This window comes from Bacteroidia bacterium (assembly GCA_033391075.1).
GTDB lineage: Bacteria > Bacteroidota > Bacteroidia > J057 > J057 > JAWPMV01.
This window is the reverse complement of the sequence record JAWPMV010000001.1, coordinates 4,796,899-4,811,007: the sequence shown is the minus strand read 5'-3', so window position 1 is coordinate 4,811,007 and position 14,109 is coordinate 4,796,899. Positions and strand designations below refer to the sequence as shown.

Annotated in this window: 16 protein-coding genes and 1 pseudogene; 16 read left to right on the top strand and 1 reads right to left on the bottom strand. The window is 42.7% G+C overall.

Annotated features, from left to right (window positions below):
* The first annotated feature begins 109 nt into the window (after nucleotides 1-109).
* The 5 genes from R8P61_19140 to R8P61_19120 are packed head-to-tail and all read left to right on the top strand — an operon-like array spanning nucleotide 110 to nucleotide 1,919.
* On the top strand, nucleotides 110-451 hold the full coding sequence (locus tag R8P61_19140; protein ID MDW3649191.1) for a hypothetical protein: 342 nt from the start codon (nucleotides 110-112) through the stop codon (nucleotides 449-451).
* 13 nt (nucleotides 452-464) lie between these two features.
* A complete protein-coding gene (locus R8P61_19135) occupies nucleotides 465-806 on the top strand; it encodes a hypothetical protein (protein MDW3649190.1) in 342 nt (113 codons plus the stop codon).
* Nucleotides 807-822: 16 nt separating this feature from the next.
* On the top strand, nucleotides 823-1,164 hold the full coding sequence (locus tag R8P61_19130; protein ID MDW3649189.1) for a hypothetical protein: 342 nt from the start codon (nucleotides 823-825) through the stop codon (nucleotides 1,162-1,164).
* Nucleotides 1,165-1,182: 18 nt separating this feature from the next.
* Nucleotides 1,183-1,536 carry a hypothetical protein gene (locus tag R8P61_19125; GenBank protein ID MDW3649188.1) on the top strand — a complete coding sequence of 118 codons (354 nt, stop codon included), beginning with the start codon at nucleotides 1,183-1,185 and terminating at the stop codon, nucleotides 1,534-1,536.
* Nucleotides 1,537-1,553: 17 nt separating this feature from the next.
* The gene (locus R8P61_19120) at nucleotides 1,554-1,919 is read left to right on the top strand and encodes a hypothetical protein (protein ID MDW3649187.1); all 366 of its coding nucleotides are present in this window, start codon (nucleotides 1,554-1,556) and stop codon (nucleotides 1,917-1,919) included.
* Nucleotides 1,920-2,066: 147 nt separating this feature from the next.
* Here R8P61_19120 and R8P61_19115 read toward each other — a convergent pair whose 3' ends face one another.
* Nucleotides 2,067-3,737 carry a family 10 glycosylhydrolase gene (locus R8P61_19115; GenBank protein ID MDW3649186.1) on the bottom strand — a complete coding sequence of 557 codons (1,671 nt, stop codon included), beginning with the start codon at nucleotides 3,735-3,737 and terminating at the stop codon, nucleotides 2,067-2,069.
* 235 nt (nucleotides 3,738-3,972) lie between these two features.
* On the opposite strand from R8P61_19115, the gene R8P61_19110 reads away from it, so the two are divergent.
* The 11 genes and pseudogenes from R8P61_19110 to R8P61_19060 all read left to right on the top strand — a co-directional run bounded on the left by R8P61_19110 (nucleotide 3,973) and on the right by R8P61_19060 (nucleotide 14,103).
* Nucleotides 3,973-4,443: a hypothetical protein gene (locus R8P61_19110; GenBank protein MDW3649185.1), complete on the top strand. Its 471-nt coding sequence runs from the start codon at nucleotides 3,973-3,975 to the stop codon at nucleotides 4,441-4,443.
* Nucleotides 4,444-4,467: 24 nt separating this feature from the next.
* On the top strand, nucleotides 4,468-4,920 hold the full coding sequence (locus tag R8P61_19105) for a GatB/YqeY domain-containing protein (GenBank protein MDW3649184.1): 453 nt from the start codon (nucleotides 4,468-4,470) through the stop codon (nucleotides 4,918-4,920).
* Between the two features lie 8 nt (nucleotides 4,921-4,928).
* Nucleotides 4,929-5,537, top strand: a complete 609-nt coding sequence (locus R8P61_19100; protein ID MDW3649183.1) for a CvpA family protein — start codon at nucleotides 4,929-4,931, stop codon at nucleotides 5,535-5,537.
* A 31-nt stretch (nucleotides 5,538-5,568) separates the two neighbouring features.
* Nucleotides 5,569-6,153 carry a Crp/Fnr family transcriptional regulator gene (locus tag R8P61_19095; GenBank protein MDW3649182.1) on the top strand — a complete coding sequence of 195 codons (585 nt, stop codon included), beginning with the start codon at nucleotides 5,569-5,571 and terminating at the stop codon, nucleotides 6,151-6,153.
* A 118-nt stretch (nucleotides 6,154-6,271) separates the two neighbouring features.
* A pseudogene (locus R8P61_19090) lies at nucleotides 6,272-7,651 on the top strand (NAD(P)/FAD-dependent oxidoreductase).
* A complete protein-coding gene (locus R8P61_19085) occupies nucleotides 7,631-8,779 on the top strand; it encodes a DUF2855 family protein (GenBank protein ID MDW3649181.1) in 1,149 nt (382 codons plus the stop codon). Before R8P61_19090 ends, R8P61_19085 begins: the two are co-directional and overlap by 21 nt.
* 334 nt (nucleotides 8,780-9,113) lie before the next feature.
* Complete coding sequence (locus R8P61_19080) at nucleotides 9,114-9,884, top strand: alpha/beta fold hydrolase (GenBank protein ID MDW3649180.1); 771 nt, start codon at nucleotides 9,114-9,116, stop codon at nucleotides 9,882-9,884.
* Nucleotides 9,884-10,549, top strand: coding sequence for a CBS domain-containing protein (locus tag R8P61_19075; protein ID MDW3649179.1), 666 nt, complete (start codon nucleotides 9,884-9,886; stop codon nucleotides 10,547-10,549). The genes R8P61_19080 and R8P61_19075 overlap by 1 nt, the downstream gene beginning before the upstream one ends.
* Nucleotides 10,550-10,605: 56 nt before the next feature.
* Entirely contained in the window at nucleotides 10,606-12,054 is a 1,449-nt protein-coding gene (locus R8P61_19070) for a BamA/TamA family outer membrane protein (GenBank protein MDW3649178.1), read from the top strand.
* Nucleotides 12,051-12,938, top strand: a complete 888-nt coding sequence (locus R8P61_19065) for an NAD kinase (GenBank protein MDW3649177.1) — start codon at nucleotides 12,051-12,053, stop codon at nucleotides 12,936-12,938. Before R8P61_19070 ends, R8P61_19065 begins: the two co-directional genes overlap by 4 nt.
* Nucleotides 12,939-13,254: 316 nt before the next feature.
* On the top strand, nucleotides 13,255-14,103 hold the full coding sequence (locus R8P61_19060) for a DUF6089 family protein (protein ID MDW3649176.1): 849 nt from the start codon (nucleotides 13,255-13,257) through the stop codon (nucleotides 14,101-14,103).
* Nucleotides 14,104-14,109: the final 6 nt, after the last annotated feature.

Genomic DNA, 14,109 nt, shown 5'->3' with positions numbered 1-14,109 from the left:
TTCTTTTACTGTGTCTGAATTTTGAATATGCGTGTCGCCTGATACGCAGCGAAGCTTTCTTTTGCTACGTCTTAATAGATATAAAGCAAACACAGTAAATACGTAAAATATGAAATTGAAGCATTTAATGATGGCTTTGGCAATATTCCTTAGCCTTGCAGGGACCTCCTGCGAAGAGGATTTATCGCCTGCCGAGTTTACCCACAAATATGAGCAGACCAAATGTAGCGATCCCTGGGGAAATGACCGGGAGGCAAATGCCTTTACTCAGGCAGTGATCCAGTATTTGAATGATAAATTGATTACAGTTTTAGAATCGGATATTGAAAGCGAAAATGGCCAAAGCTGCGAAGCCTGTAACTGCCTCACAGGTAGTACCATTTTGATTAAATTGTCTGAAGAAGACGGTCAAAAGTTGATAGATTTAAATGAAGGTTGGATAGAAAACTAAAAACCCTGAACCCATGAAGTCCTATAAATTTATATATCTGATTCCTCTGGCCTTCTTCTTTTTGGCTGTGGGATGTACGCAGGAAGTTTTACCTGAAGCTTCCTTTTATACCTATGAACAAACACAATGCTCTGATCCCTGGGGCAATACAAATAGCAGTTCTGAACTCGAGACCCTGGTTGCTGATTACCTGGATGGCCAAAGCATTTCTGTAATAGAAAGTACCGTACTCGTTGCAGATGGAACTTTCTGTAGCGCCTGTAATTGCCCAAGTGGAAAGACGATCTATGTAAAGCTCAGTGAAGCGGATGGGCAGAAACTCCTGGGCCTGAATGAAGGCTGGAATTCAGATTAAGTATATTTGTTAGTAGATGAAGAATATTAAAGGCCTTTACCTGATTCTTATTTCAGCTATCCTCTTTGTCGCTTGCGATGGAGAGGATCCGCTCTTACTCTCCAGTCAATATGCGTATGAACAAACGCATTGTAGCGATCCTTGGGGAAATACAAACGAAGCTGCTGAACTGGATTCTCTGGTAAGCGACTATTTGGCAGCTAAAGAAATAGAAGTATTAGCAAGTCAGGTAGAAGGAGGAGAAATAGCCAGTTGTCGAGCTTGTACCTGTGTTACCGGGAGGAGTATTGTGATCAATCTAAGCGATCAGGATGGACAAAAACTTCTGGACTTGAACGAAGGTTGGAAGTCCCGATAAAGCTTTAACGTATACACCATGAAATCACAATCCACGTTTCTTGCAAGCATTTTTTCTCTTAGCGTTCTTTTTACAGGCGGCTGCGAAGAAGAAATCTTGCCTGAAGACTTCACCCATGTCTATTACCAAACCAATTGCTCCGATCCCTGGGGAGATGAAAGCGATGACCGAAGGCTTGCCCGGGACGTCAAGAATTACCTGAAAGATGAAGATATTGAGATTGAAGCCATCAAGGTATACTCCTATTTAGTAGGTTTTATTCGATGTGCCAATCCCTGCGACTGTCCTTCGGGTTTAATGATTAAGGTTTTGACTGATGAAGGAAATGGGCAGAAGATTCTGGGCCTGGAGGAAAACTGGTACGAATTATAATCCTTAAGCTATAAACCATGAAAAACTACTACAGTAAATTCTTATGCTTCATCTGCCTCTTGGGCTTGTCAACTTCTTCATGCTCTGAAGCTGAATTTGAACCGGAGCGAGAAGATTATACCCATACCCTCTATCAAACCAATTGTACCTATCCCTGGGAAAGGGGCCCTAATCTTGTACAGGAACTTGTGAATTTAGAAAGCTATCTCAATGAACAGGGAATAAAGGTCTTGGCAATAGATTATAAACACAGCCCTTTTGATATAGATTGTAGGGGAACTCCAGCCTGCAGCTGTCCTTCAGGAGCTGAGTATTTGTTAAAATTGAATAACAGAAACGGGAGGAATTTGCTCGAATTGAATGAAGGCTGGGTGGAGCTGTAGCAATCCGTCCACACAAAGCCCGTTTCCCTTTTTTGATATGCAACGCGAAATGAGTTCTGTCTTTAAAATCGCCTATTATCAGTCCTGAAAAAATTGTCATCCCGAAACCTATTAGGAATCCGGGATGATAAATGTTTTGAAGCCTTTTTAATTCCCGCTTTTCTTAAAGCGACTTTTATTATTGGTATCTCTTCTGAGGTTCTGTCCCCGATTGTCCCAATACCTGGGATAAACTTTATTATCCGATCTTAAGGTATCCGCATTAAAAGCTGGACGGGTATAATCGGTCCTTCTCAGCATTGCTGCTGCCAGGGTTTTACTTTCATTGTGAAGCCTGTCAACGGAGGTGACTGCATAAGTGTAGTTCTCCTTTCGATCTGTTCTCAGGTCAGTGAAAGCAGTTTCTCTTCCTATATGAATGATCTTTTGGGGATTTTCCAGATCGATGCGCTCAGAGGCAAGGTATCTGTACACCACGAAATAGCGAGGAAGATCTCCATCCGAAGCACGCTTGGGCATATTCCAATGAAGGTGAACTTTCTCCTGATCCCGATACACCTGGAGTTGCTCCGGGGCGAGGGGCGCGATATTATCTTTCCACGGCATACTCGGGATCAGGGCAGGAAACTTGTGATATTTATTTTGTAAGGCATCCTCCATGCGATGGGGATTGCCATCGAAAGAATTCGCACTATAGAAAACACTGCCCTGGATAGAAGAACGATGTTTTTTCTTCATGTCCAGTTGCAAAGGCAATTGCGTAGGATTGTCCCAGTGACGGGAGGCGTCCTTCTTTACCTTAAACATGGCATGACCGATATAACAATGTCTGCCGAAACTATTATCAGCCCACCAGGGGAGAAGTGCCTCGTAATTGGCGGAAGGATGTCGCGTACTCCAATACAACTGAGGTGCAACATAGTCAATCCAGCCCAACTCCAGCCATTTCCGCACATCCGCATATAACATATCATATGACGTATGGGAAACCCGGGTATTACTACCTCTTTGGTCTTTGGATTTATTTCTCCAAATGCCCACCGGACTGATTCCAAATTTGATATGAGGTGCTACGATTTTGAGGGAGTCGGAAAGCTCTTTGACAAAGCTATCTATATTATTCCGCCTCCAGTCATCTATATTGGAAAACCCCTGTCCATATCTGCGGAAAGTTGATCTGTCCGGCAATGGAATCCCATCTTTGGTATAAGGGTAGAAATAATCATCGAAATGAAGCCCATCAATGTCGTAATTGTTCACTAGCTCCATGACCGTAGCCACGAGATATTTTCTTACAGCAGGTAAACCCGGATTCAGATAGAGGCGATCCCCATATTGAAACACCCAATCAGGTTGTCGCTTACTGATATTATTGTAAGCCACGCTACTAAAGCGAACATGAGATACGGCCCGAAAAGGATTGAACCAGGCATGAAATTCCATGTTTCTATCATGGGTAGCCTTTACCATAAATCCCAAAGGATCGTAATATGGATAGGGAGATTCTCCCTGTGTGCCTGTTAGGTATTCAGACCAGGGAGCAAATTTGCTTTCATAGAAAGCATCCCCGCTGGGTCTGACTTGAACAATGACGGCATTCATGCCATTTCTCTGTTGTTTGTTCAACAAATCCTCATATTCCCGTTTTTGTTGATCGGCAGAGAGACCTTTTCCAGATGGCCAGTCTATATTATGGAAGGTAGCTACCCAAACGGCTCTGAATTCGCGTTTGACAGTAGCAAATGGACTTTCCGGCACAGATGAACTGAGCAGGAAACAAAGTGAAGCAAGTAAGAAGAGTCGAGTTAATACGCCCAATTTGTCGGCTTTATTTTACAAGATAAATGCCTGTACACAGAAGCTGATAGATTTGGTTCTTAAAATACAAGTTAAAAAGAACGAAGCAAATTCTAATTTTGGGGGAGATTCGATATGAGATGATCCTATGAGCTGAACAATTTAACCATTAGAATAAAAATTTGGTAGTAAAAACCAATCAAATTCATAGATTTCTCGTTTAATTAAGCGGAATAAACGAAAAAATTGACCTTACATGAAGTTATCATCTTTGATTCTACTGTTTTTTAGCCTTAGTCTGGCAAGTCTGCAAGCACAGATCTATGTTCCTTCTTTTTATTTCACTGATATGGAGGGGAAAGGATTTACCAATGCAAATCTTGTTCAGGATATTCCAACCATGATCATGCTTTTTGATCCTTATTGTGATCATTGTGATAAACAGGCCGAGTGGATCGCCGGAGCGGCTCAGGAAATGAAGCATATACAATTTGTCTTCATTACCATTGAGCCAGAGAAGGAACCCATCAAGGCCTTCAAAGAAAGACACTTTAGTGAAGTCGATCTTCCTAACCTGCATTTCTTACAGGATCTTAACTTCAAATTTGAGGACTATTTTGGCTATACCGATGACGCAGTCAACATTTATCTCTATAAACCGGGGAAAAAACAGCCAAAATATTTCGGCAGTGAACAAAAAGCTGAAGTTTTATTAAAATATTTGTAGATTTGTTGAACCAACACTTTAAGTATGAGCCTTAAATCTACTATTGATCAGGACATTAAGGATGCAATGAGATCCAAAGACCAGGTGAGTCTGAGGGCTTTGCGTGCGATAAAATCTCAAATTTTATTAGCAGAAACTGCCGGAGGACGAAAAGAGGAAGCTTTGTCAGAAGCAGAAGAGATGAAACTGCTTGCCAAGCAGGCGAAACAAAGAAAAGACTCCTGGCAGCAATTCAAAGACAACGGAAGAGATGACCTCGCTGAAAAGGAAAAAGAGGAATTGGAGGTAATTGAAAAATACCTGCCGAAAGCCCTTTCGACCGAAGAAATTGAAGCTGAGGTAAAAAAGATAATCGAACAGACCGGGGCCAGTTCCATGAAAGATATGGGCAAGGTCATGGGCATGGCAAGTAAAGCCATGGCCGGAAAAGCCGATGGCAAAGCGATTTCCCAGATTGTCAAGCAAATTCTCAGCTAAATTCTCCCATGGAAGATCCCATAGTACTCAACCCACTTGATCTAATCATAGCCGGTATCATCATATTTGGCATGGTAAGGGGTGCCAAAAAAGGTTTCTCCGGAAACATCAATCGTATTGTAGCAATTGGAGCTGGTGTTATACTGGGTTGGAGGTTCAGGCCTTTTGCCGAAAGTATGTACCAGGATTACCTCAATGTAAATATCTCGGGAGAGGTGGTAGCAGTCCTTGGTTTTGCTACAGCTTTCGCGATCGCTTATATCGTCGTTTCCTCTGTACTGGGATTTCTTACAAAAAGCCTGGATAAGGTAAATGTAAATATTGACGATGCTCTGGGAGCTGTGCTGGGAGGACTTATTTATACATTGGGTCTGAGCGTAGCCTTTATCATATTGTCTTATGCGAATTTCCCCTCCCGGGTGCATTCGCAGGATTCATATCTCTATCCTCATGTACGAAATTTTTCCCGTTATGCCGTAGGCCTGGGAGCTAGTGCCTTGAAAGAGGCAAATATCCAGATCAATAAGCATGGATTGGGAGCCCCTCCGGCTTCTCGCGATGCACCTAATCCCGGCCCACCACCTACCAGTAGCGAAAAACCAAAAGCTATTAGGTAGCGATGTCTTTCAAAGCCCATGATACTTTGCTTTGATAGATAAAACGGAAATCCTTCGAAACGCTTTCAATCAGCTGGTTCCTCTGAGTGAGGAAGAATGGCAGGCTACAAAATCCTGTTTAATTGAAAGAACCTTCCAGAAAGGCGAACTCCTTTGTAAGATCGGAGAGGCTGAGCAATACCTCTCCATCATCTACGAAGGAGTTTGTCGTGCTTTTTACCAGAAAAAAGGAGAAGAAATTTCTGTAGCCTTCATGTTCCCTGGCGATTATGTAAGTGCATATTATTCATTCCTGACCCAGCGTCCTTCTCTGATGGGGATAGAAGCCCTGAGTTCGACTACCCTGATATCTATCAGCAAGACAGGACTGGATGATCTCTGCGATCGCTACAAAAATGCAGAGAGAATTGGGCGCTTGAATGCCGAGCGAATTTATCGGAGGAAAGAAGAACGTGAAATCGCCCTGCTCACCCTCTCTGCAACGGAGAGGTATAAGGAGCTGAACGATCGCTATCCTCGACTGATTCAAAACATTCCCCTCAAATACATCGCCTCCTATCTGGGCATACAGCCAGAATCCCTGAGCCGCATTCGCAAACAACTCGCCGAATCCTGATTAATTAACCTACATCAAGTGTATTCTTGGATAAGTATGTTTAATTCGTATATCTTTCAAATTCTGAACAGATAGAAGCACAGATCTGTTCCTTTTACTCAATAAAATAGACAACGCGATGACTACCCTCGAAACGGACTACCTGGTAATTGGAAGTGGTGCCATGGGAATGGCTTTTGTAGATACCTTATTGGAAGAAACAGATGCCCAAATTATTATGGTGGATCGCTACGGAAAACCCGGAGGACACTGGAACCATGCCTATCCCTTCGTTAGCCTGCATCAACCTTCTCAATTTTATGGAGTCAGCTCACGAGAATTGAGCAAAGGTAGGATTGATAAAACAGGCTTGAATAAAGGCCTTTCAGATTTGGCTTCAGGTGCAGAAGTAAGTGCTTATTTTGATGAAGTCATGCGGGATCACTTCCTCCCATCTGGCCGCGTACAATATTTCCCCTTGCATGATTATAAAGGAGAGCATTCTTTTAGTTCCATTCTGACGGGCAAAGCATATAGGGTAAAGGTGAATAGGAAAGTGGTAGACTGCACTTATTTAAACACCAGCGTGCCTGCTACTCATACTCCCAGTTTTAGTGTGGAAGAGGGCGTTCCCTTTATGCCCCTAAATGACTTACCTAAACTAAAAGAATCTCCGGAAGGCTTTGTCGTCATTGGAGGAGGGAAAACCGGGATTGATGCCTGTCTTTGGTTATTGGAGAATCAGGTGGAGCCGGATAAAATCAGCTGGATTGTATCGCGCGATGCCTGGTTGATTGACCGAAAGAATACCCAGCCGACCGAAGATTTTTTTGAGCAAACTTTCAATAATCAGGCAGCTCAAATGGAGGCCATTGCTCAGGCCGATTCTGTAGAGAATATGTTTGACCGATTGGAAGCTGCAGGAGTCTTTGTGAGGCTTGACAAATCTGTACGTCCGAAAATGTTTCATGGAGCGACGGTAAGTGAGATGGAACTGGAAGAGCTGAGAAAAATAAAACAGGTGATTCGGATGGGCAGAGTCTCACACATAAGCCAGGATTTTATAGAATTGGATCAAGGCAAAGTTCCTACAAGCAATCGCTATATCCATGTGGACTGTTCTGCCAGTGCTATTCCCAATCTCGAAATCAAGCCGATCTTTCAGGGAGATTTGATCACGCCACAGACTGTACGCGCCTATCAGCCCGTATTTAGTGCTTCTGTGGTTGCCTATGTGGAGGCAAATTATGAAGATGATAAAAAGAAGAATGAACTCTGTCAGGTAGTTCAATTGCCCAATCATGATGTAGACTGGATACCCATGACAGCTGCGCAGATGCAAAATCAGTTTACCTGGTCCCAGGATAAGCCTTTGCGACGCTGGGTGAGGAATAACCGACTGGATGGGTTTGGAAAACTGGTTGCAGGAATTGATCGACATGACGAAAAGAAAATGTCCATTCTGAAGAGAATGAGAGACAGTGCTTTTCCAGCCATCATGAAGCTCCAGCAATTCATGAAAGAACTGGATAAATCAGAACAAGCTTCATTGGAAAATCCTCAGTTGCAGGTAAAGAAGAAAGCCTTCTTCCAAAATCGCCTGGTAGAAATGGATGAGTCTGCCTTGAGCCTGGAGGAAGGAGAGATTTTGCTGAAAGTAGATCAATTTGCCTATACCGCTAATAATATCACCTATGCAGTAGCCGGAGATATGATTGGGTACTGGCAATTCTTTCCCCCACAAGGAAATGATAAAGATGGATGGGGAGTGATTCCGGTTTGGGGATTTGCAGAAGTTACGGAATCCCGCCATGGAGCTATACCGGTAGGAGAGCGTTTGTTTGGATATTTTCCCCCGGCTCGTTTTCTCAAAATGCTTCCGGACAGGATTAGCGAACAAAGATTCCTCGACGCCTCAGAGCACCGCAGCAAATTACCATCCGGTTATAATTACTATACGCGTGTTCAGCATGAAAAGGGATACAATCCTGCTTATGATCGGGAGCGTATGCTGCTTACCCCTTTGCATCTGACTTCTTTTTGCTTGTGGGATGCTTTACAGGATAAAGACTGGTATGGAGCAGAGCAGATCCTTGTTTTGAGTGCTTCGAGTAAAACCAGTATTGGACTGGGATATGCTTTGGAGGCTGATGAAAAAGCTCCTAAAACCATAGGACTGACTTCTGCCCGCAATTTAGAGATGGTGAAAGGATTGGAGATTTATGACGAAAGTACCAGTTATGATGCTGTAGAAAGTCTTGACCTGACAAAAGCTACTGTTATCGTAGATATGTCCGGGAACTCCAGCCTTTTGGTGAAACTCCATAGCCTATTGGGAGATCAGATGAAATTCACCATCAATGTAGGCCTCACCCATTGGACGGATGCTCTCCCTCAAAAAGGCATTATAAAGGAAAGAAGCGAATTCTTTTTTGCACCCGGTCATATACAGAAACGCATGAAAGAATGGGGTCCTGCAGGATTCGAAGCAAAGACTTCCAGCTTTATGCGCGAGACAGCAGCCAAAACCAAAGAATGGCTCACTTTTAAGGAAATAGATGGGCTGGAAGAATTGGCCAAGATACATCCCGCTGTATGTGAAGGAAAGATACCCCCTAGTGAAGGCTTGATTGTCAAGCTGAAATAGGCAGAGAAAGAGAATTTTTTTCTGAGAAGGAAACTGCCCGGAGAGGAGGAATAGCCTTCCTCTTTGGGTAGATATTTTTCCCAAGCCCCTTTCCAACTATTTCCCACTTTTGGTCGTTAGTTTATATAGGGATCTATGTAAAACAAAAGAGATCGTCTGTTAAGCCAGGAAACATATAGAGGGAGTATGCATTTCGCATGGATATTCTCCTGAAAATGTATAATTTGCGGGCCAAGACTAATTTCTTTACGAGAGATCTTTCTTTATACAAACTTCAGGGGATAACTGCCCGGACGAACCTATATCCCCTATTACAGATGATTAAATTGTCTCAATGGACCCACAGATACTAAAAGAGAAGGGATTTGAATATGTAGAAAGGGGCGAAGGCCCTATATTATTGCTGTTACACGGACTTTTTGGTGCACTGAGCAATTTTAAAGATCTCTTTGAGACTTTCTCCAAAGACTATAAGGTTCTGATTCCCATTTTACCTATCTACTCTGAAACTGAAGTAGAAGCATCTGTCAATGGTCTTACCAGCTATGTTGAAGACTTCCTGGATTATAAAGGAATTAAAAAATGCTCAATTGTGGGTAATTCCCTGGGGGGACACATTGCTTTGGTATTCTCTTTGCGGAGACCTGAGATTGTAAGCTCTGTGGTTTTAACGGGCAGTTCCGGACTTTTTGAATCGGGCATGGGTACAGGTTTTCCACGCAGAAGTAATTATGATTTTATAGAAGAAAGGGTAGGATATACCTTTTATGATCCTAAGACTGCAACCAAAGAGCTGGTTGATGAGGTCTTTGAGATATTCATGGACAATTACAAGACTTTACGAATTATAAAAGTCGCTCGTTCAGCTCAAAGACATAATATGGCTGATGACCTCCATGAAATCAAAGCACCCGTACTACTGATATGGGGACTAAACGATAATATTACTCCTCCTCATGTGGCACATGAGTTTAACAAGCTCTTGCCCAATTCGGAGTTAAGGTTTATAGATAAATGTGGGCATGCACCCATGATGGAGCAGCCCGAAGAATTCAATAAATTATTGGCCAATTTTCTGGCCACCCACATAGAAGTAACTGCATAATGATAGCAAGAGAACTCATATCAGACATCTTTCCTTCGGCCAAGTCCTCCGATCAGGCAGGGCGGGCCCTAAACTGGATGAATGAGTTCAAGCTACACCAACTCCCCATCGTAGATTCCGGAAGATATGTCGGGATGATCAGTGAGGATCAGATCATGGATGCTGCTGATCTGAGTATGACTGTCGGACAGATCAAATCTGCTATGATGGAAAGTGCTTTCCTCTATGAGGAGAGCCATGTCTATGAAGCCATCGAGCTCATGAGCAATTTCAAATTGGAGATGTTGCCAGTGCTTGATGAAGAAAACAAATACCTGGGAGTAATTACCTTGCGCGATCTGGCACTTTATCTGGGGCAACTATTTGCCATTCAGGAACCGGGGAGTATCATGGTAATGGAAATTCCCAGCAAGAGCTTTGTTTTGTCGGAGATTGCCAGAAGGGTGGAAGAGGAAAATGCCATTATTTTGAGTATGTACCTCGCGCCGATCCGAAATACCCAGGATATGCTGCTTACCTTGAAGATCAATGTTGAGGACCTGGATCGTATTACCGCCAGTATGGAGCGTTTCGGATATAAGATCATCCAACTCTACCACAGAGGAGCCAGCAGAGACAATTTTAACCAAAACCTTGAAGGTCTTCTAAAATACCTTGATATGTAGGCTGTAATTCCTGTTATTGGCCTGAAAGAAGCAAACCCAAATTCTTTCGCGTGTAAATGCCTAAAAGCCACCTTCGTATTTTCCTCCTGATGCTCTTTTGCCTCATGAAGGCTGAATTTGCTATGGCCGATCATCCGGTTAAAGTCATGACTCTGGCAATTATCGGGGCAGATAAAACCAAATCCTGGGTAGTCCTCAGAGAGCTGAATTTCAAGCGTGGGGATATGATAGAGTTGGAGGAAGTAGAAGCCAGATTAGAAAAGAGTCGGCAAAACATCTACAATCTGGGGCTCTTTAATGATGTACAAATGAAGGCGCAGGTGATCGGAGATCAGTTGCATGTAATCATTGAAGTCAAAGAAAGATGGTTTGTTTTTGGTGCGCCTATTCTACGATTGGAAGAAAGGAATACCTACGACATTGTAAACACCATTCGGGAGCGCAATTTCAGAAGATTGGTCTATGGCTTAAATGTGAGTTGGCGAAATATAACGGGTCGCAATGAAACCCTGACATTTTCTGGTCAACTGGGTTTCTCAAAACGCTTACGTATAGACTTCCTTCGCCCGGCCATGTTTAGAAAAAGCAATGTGGATCTGAGGTTCGGATATAGATTTATCAATGAGAAAGAAATCATTGTGGGTACAAATGAAGGAGCCGTTCAGTGGAGAGGAACTGAGACAGAACCTTTTCAAGTATCCCATGAACCTTTTATTGCAATTCGCAAGCGAATAAGCCTCTATGAAAATCTCTATTTTGAGATGAACTATAAATGGCTGAGTTTTTCCGATAGCTTGTATGTCCTGGAAATTGATCCCAGCCGTAACAATTTTATTACTGAATTGGATGGAAAAGAAGCCTATCCCTCCTTTATTCTTCAGTATACTGTAGATCGTAGAGATATCAGGCGATTTCCGTTAAAAGGATTTAAGTATCAATTCTTTGGGAGATTTACCGGGATCAAAGGAATCTCTTCTTCGCAGTTTGGCAAACTGGGCCTGACTTTTGCCCATCATATCCCCCTGAGTAAAAGATGGAACTTTGCATACGGAACTCATTTGGTACTTTCTATAGGAGATTCTATTCCTTACTTTGAGAAAAATTTTATTGGGGTAAAGCGAAGAGAATTTCTGGGAATTAGTACTAATTTAAGAGGATACCAGCCTTTTGTAATTGCAGGTTCTGCAGTGAATATGAACAAGGCTGAAATCAAATATGGAATCATTCCCTATCATATCGCGGATTTGAGTGGTGTCGGTTTTCTTCCCAAAAAATGGAAGCAATCTCCTTCAGCCTTATATGTAACCGCCTTTTACGAATTGGGCTTTGTACGGGACGATAGTTTTAATAATAACGACGATTTTCTGAAAAATCAATTGCTTCATGGCTATGGAGTCGGCTTAAATATTGTAGGATTTTACGATATTCTCCTCCGATTAGAATATGCCCGCAATCATTTAAATCAGGGAGGCGTATATTTGCACGGAAGTGTACCAATAAAATGAGAATAGCAATCTTCGGAAGAATCACAGATAATACGGAATTAAATGTCCTGGTACATTTTTTCGATTATCTGGAGGAAGTAGGAATCCAGTACAGTTTGTATAAGCCTTATGCCGAGGCCTTACAGAAACATTTGCCTACGCATAAAGCTCTGAAGAAAGCTGAAATCTTTGATACACAAGAGGAGGTTGAATCAGCTAAATTTCTGTTTTGTTTTGGAGGGGATGGGACTGTATTAGAAGCGGTACGGTTTTGTGGCCAATTGGGAAAGCCGATTCTGGGAGTAAACTTCGGACGAATGGGCTATCTGACCAGTATCTCTCAGCATGAGCTTATTCCTACTACCGAAGAGCTGATGAAAGATATGTACCGGATAGATAAACGGAGCCTGCTTAGCGTGATCTCCGATCCTCCGGGTATCTTCAAGGACAATCCTTATGGGATCAATGATCTTTCCATTCTGAAGAGTTATTCCAATGAGATGATTACGGTCCACACTTATATCAATGGAGAGTTTTTAAATTCTTATTGGGGGGATGGCTTGATCGTTGCTACCCCTACCGGATCGACAGCCTATAGCCTCTCCTGTGGAGGTCCTATTATTTTCCCAAGTTCCTCCGCTTTTGTGATCACGCCTGTTGCGAGTCATTCCTTGACAGTGCGCCCGGTAGTAATCCCTGAAGACTGGGTAGTTTCTTTTGAAATTGAGTCCCGATCCAAAGGAGCAATGGTCGCTCTGGATACACGTACAGAATTGGTAGAAGCAGGTACTGCAATTGCGGTCAGGAAGGCTAATTTCAAGGTTAAATTGATAAAACTACCTGGAAGTAAACATGTCGATAACCTGAGGAGAAGTCTGATGTGGGGAAGTGATGTACGCAATTAGGCAACTTTACGGCTGAAAAATTGTCTTTTGACATGCCGGATTTATCCTTCATTTAGTAGGGTATTCACGAAACTATTACATTCACATGCAAGAAGGCCTGAGGATGTAAGTGAGATTGAAATAGAAACTTTGAAGAGCCAAATAATACCCGTAAATAGCAACTGAATGAAGAAAATTTTACAATTTTTATTTTGATTGACTTGGGGTAATTTTGGCAGGCAAATAATGAACCTGCATATATAATTATTCTTTATTACCGCACGTTAAGAAAAAAGGTTTATAGTTTTAACGTCAAGCTTTAATCATAAGACTCAGCATGAGGGACTTGAGGATTTTCTTCTTTTTGGTATTGGTTCTCTTCTTTGGCACCGACCTTTCTGCCCAATACAGATACGATTATTTCCGCGTAGGTGTATCCGCAGGTACTACGCACTATTTGGGTGACCTGGATGACGACTTTACCTTTAAATTCACCCGTCCGGGTGTAGGTATTACCGGCTCTTACCGTTTCAATCCTTTTATGACTGCCCGTCTGGGTTTCTTCAAAGGCTGGATTAGCGCAACTGATGCTAATTCGACCAATGAAGTGCGTCAAAGAAGGAACTTGAGCTTTCGGAGCCCCATTACAGAATTTAGCGCAACTGTATCATTCGACTTCCTGCCATCTGACAGGAGCTATATTTACAGACCTCGATATACACCTTATGTGTTTGGGGGAGTGGGGGTATTTACCTTTAGGCCTCAGGCCGAACTGGGTGGTGAATTGATCGATCTTCAGCCCCTGGGTACAGAAGGTCAATTCCTGATCGACCCTAATGATACCAATCCTGCGCCTTATGCCCTGACTCAATTGGCCATCCCAATGGGAGCCGGAGTTCGCTTTGCGATTGCAAAACGCTGGGACCTGGAAATAGAAACCGGATTTAGAAAAATATTTACAGATTATCTGGATGATGTGAGCGGAACTTATCCCAATCTGGATGAATTGAGGGCTCAGAATCCCGTCGCCGCTCTATTATCTGACAGAATAGACCTCACCCAATTTCCTGATGGTGCAGCAGTAACCAACGGAATTAGGGGAGATAATACCCAACAAGACTGGTATATCTATACCAATGTCAGGATCAATTTCATCATCGATTGGGTGAAATGTCCGTCCTTCTAAGTAAAA

What these genes read in the sequence shown, in the direction of transcription:
- R8P61_19140 (MDW3649191.1), top strand. Translation starts at nt 110, where the DNA reads ATGAAATTGAAGCATTTAATGATGGCTTTGGCAATATTCCTTAGCCTT.
- R8P61_19135 (MDW3649190.1), top strand. Translation starts at nt 465, where the DNA reads ATGAAGTCCTATAAATTTATATATCTGATTCCTCTGGCCTTCTTCTTT.
- R8P61_19130 (MDW3649189.1), top strand. Translation starts at nt 823, where the DNA reads ATGAAGAATATTAAAGGCCTTTACCTGATTCTTATTTCAGCTATCCTC.
- R8P61_19125 (MDW3649188.1), top strand. Translation starts at nt 1,183, where the DNA reads ATGAAATCACAATCCACGTTTCTTGCAAGCATTTTTTCTCTTAGCGTT.
- R8P61_19120 (MDW3649187.1), top strand. Translation starts at nt 1,554, where the DNA reads ATGAAAAACTACTACAGTAAATTCTTATGCTTCATCTGCCTCTTGGGC.
- R8P61_19110 (MDW3649185.1), top strand. Translation starts at nt 3,973, where the DNA reads ATGAAGTTATCATCTTTGATTCTACTGTTTTTTAGCCTTAGTCTGGCA.
- R8P61_19105 (MDW3649184.1), top strand. Translation starts at nt 4,468, where the DNA reads ATGAGCCTTAAATCTACTATTGATCAGGACATTAAGGATGCAATGAGA.
- R8P61_19100 (MDW3649183.1), top strand. Translation starts at nt 4,929, where the DNA reads ATGGAAGATCCCATAGTACTCAACCCACTTGATCTAATCATAGCCGGT.
- R8P61_19085 (MDW3649181.1), top strand. Translation starts at nt 7,631, where the DNA reads ATGAAGCTCCAGCAATTCATGAAAGAACTGGATAAATCAGAACAAGCT.
- R8P61_19080 (MDW3649180.1), top strand. Translation starts at nt 9,114, where the DNA reads ATGGACCCACAGATACTAAAAGAGAAGGGATTTGAATATGTAGAAAGG.
- R8P61_19075 (MDW3649179.1), top strand. Translation starts at nt 9,884, where the DNA reads ATGATAGCAAGAGAACTCATATCAGACATCTTTCCTTCGGCCAAGTCC.
- R8P61_19070 (MDW3649178.1), top strand. Translation starts at nt 10,606, where the DNA reads ATGCCTAAAAGCCACCTTCGTATTTTCCTCCTGATGCTCTTTTGCCTC.
- R8P61_19065 (MDW3649177.1), top strand. Translation starts at nt 12,051, where the DNA reads ATGAGAATAGCAATCTTCGGAAGAATCACAGATAATACGGAATTAAAT.
- R8P61_19060 (MDW3649176.1), top strand. Translation starts at nt 13,255, where the DNA reads ATGAGGGACTTGAGGATTTTCTTCTTTTTGGTATTGGTTCTCTTCTTT.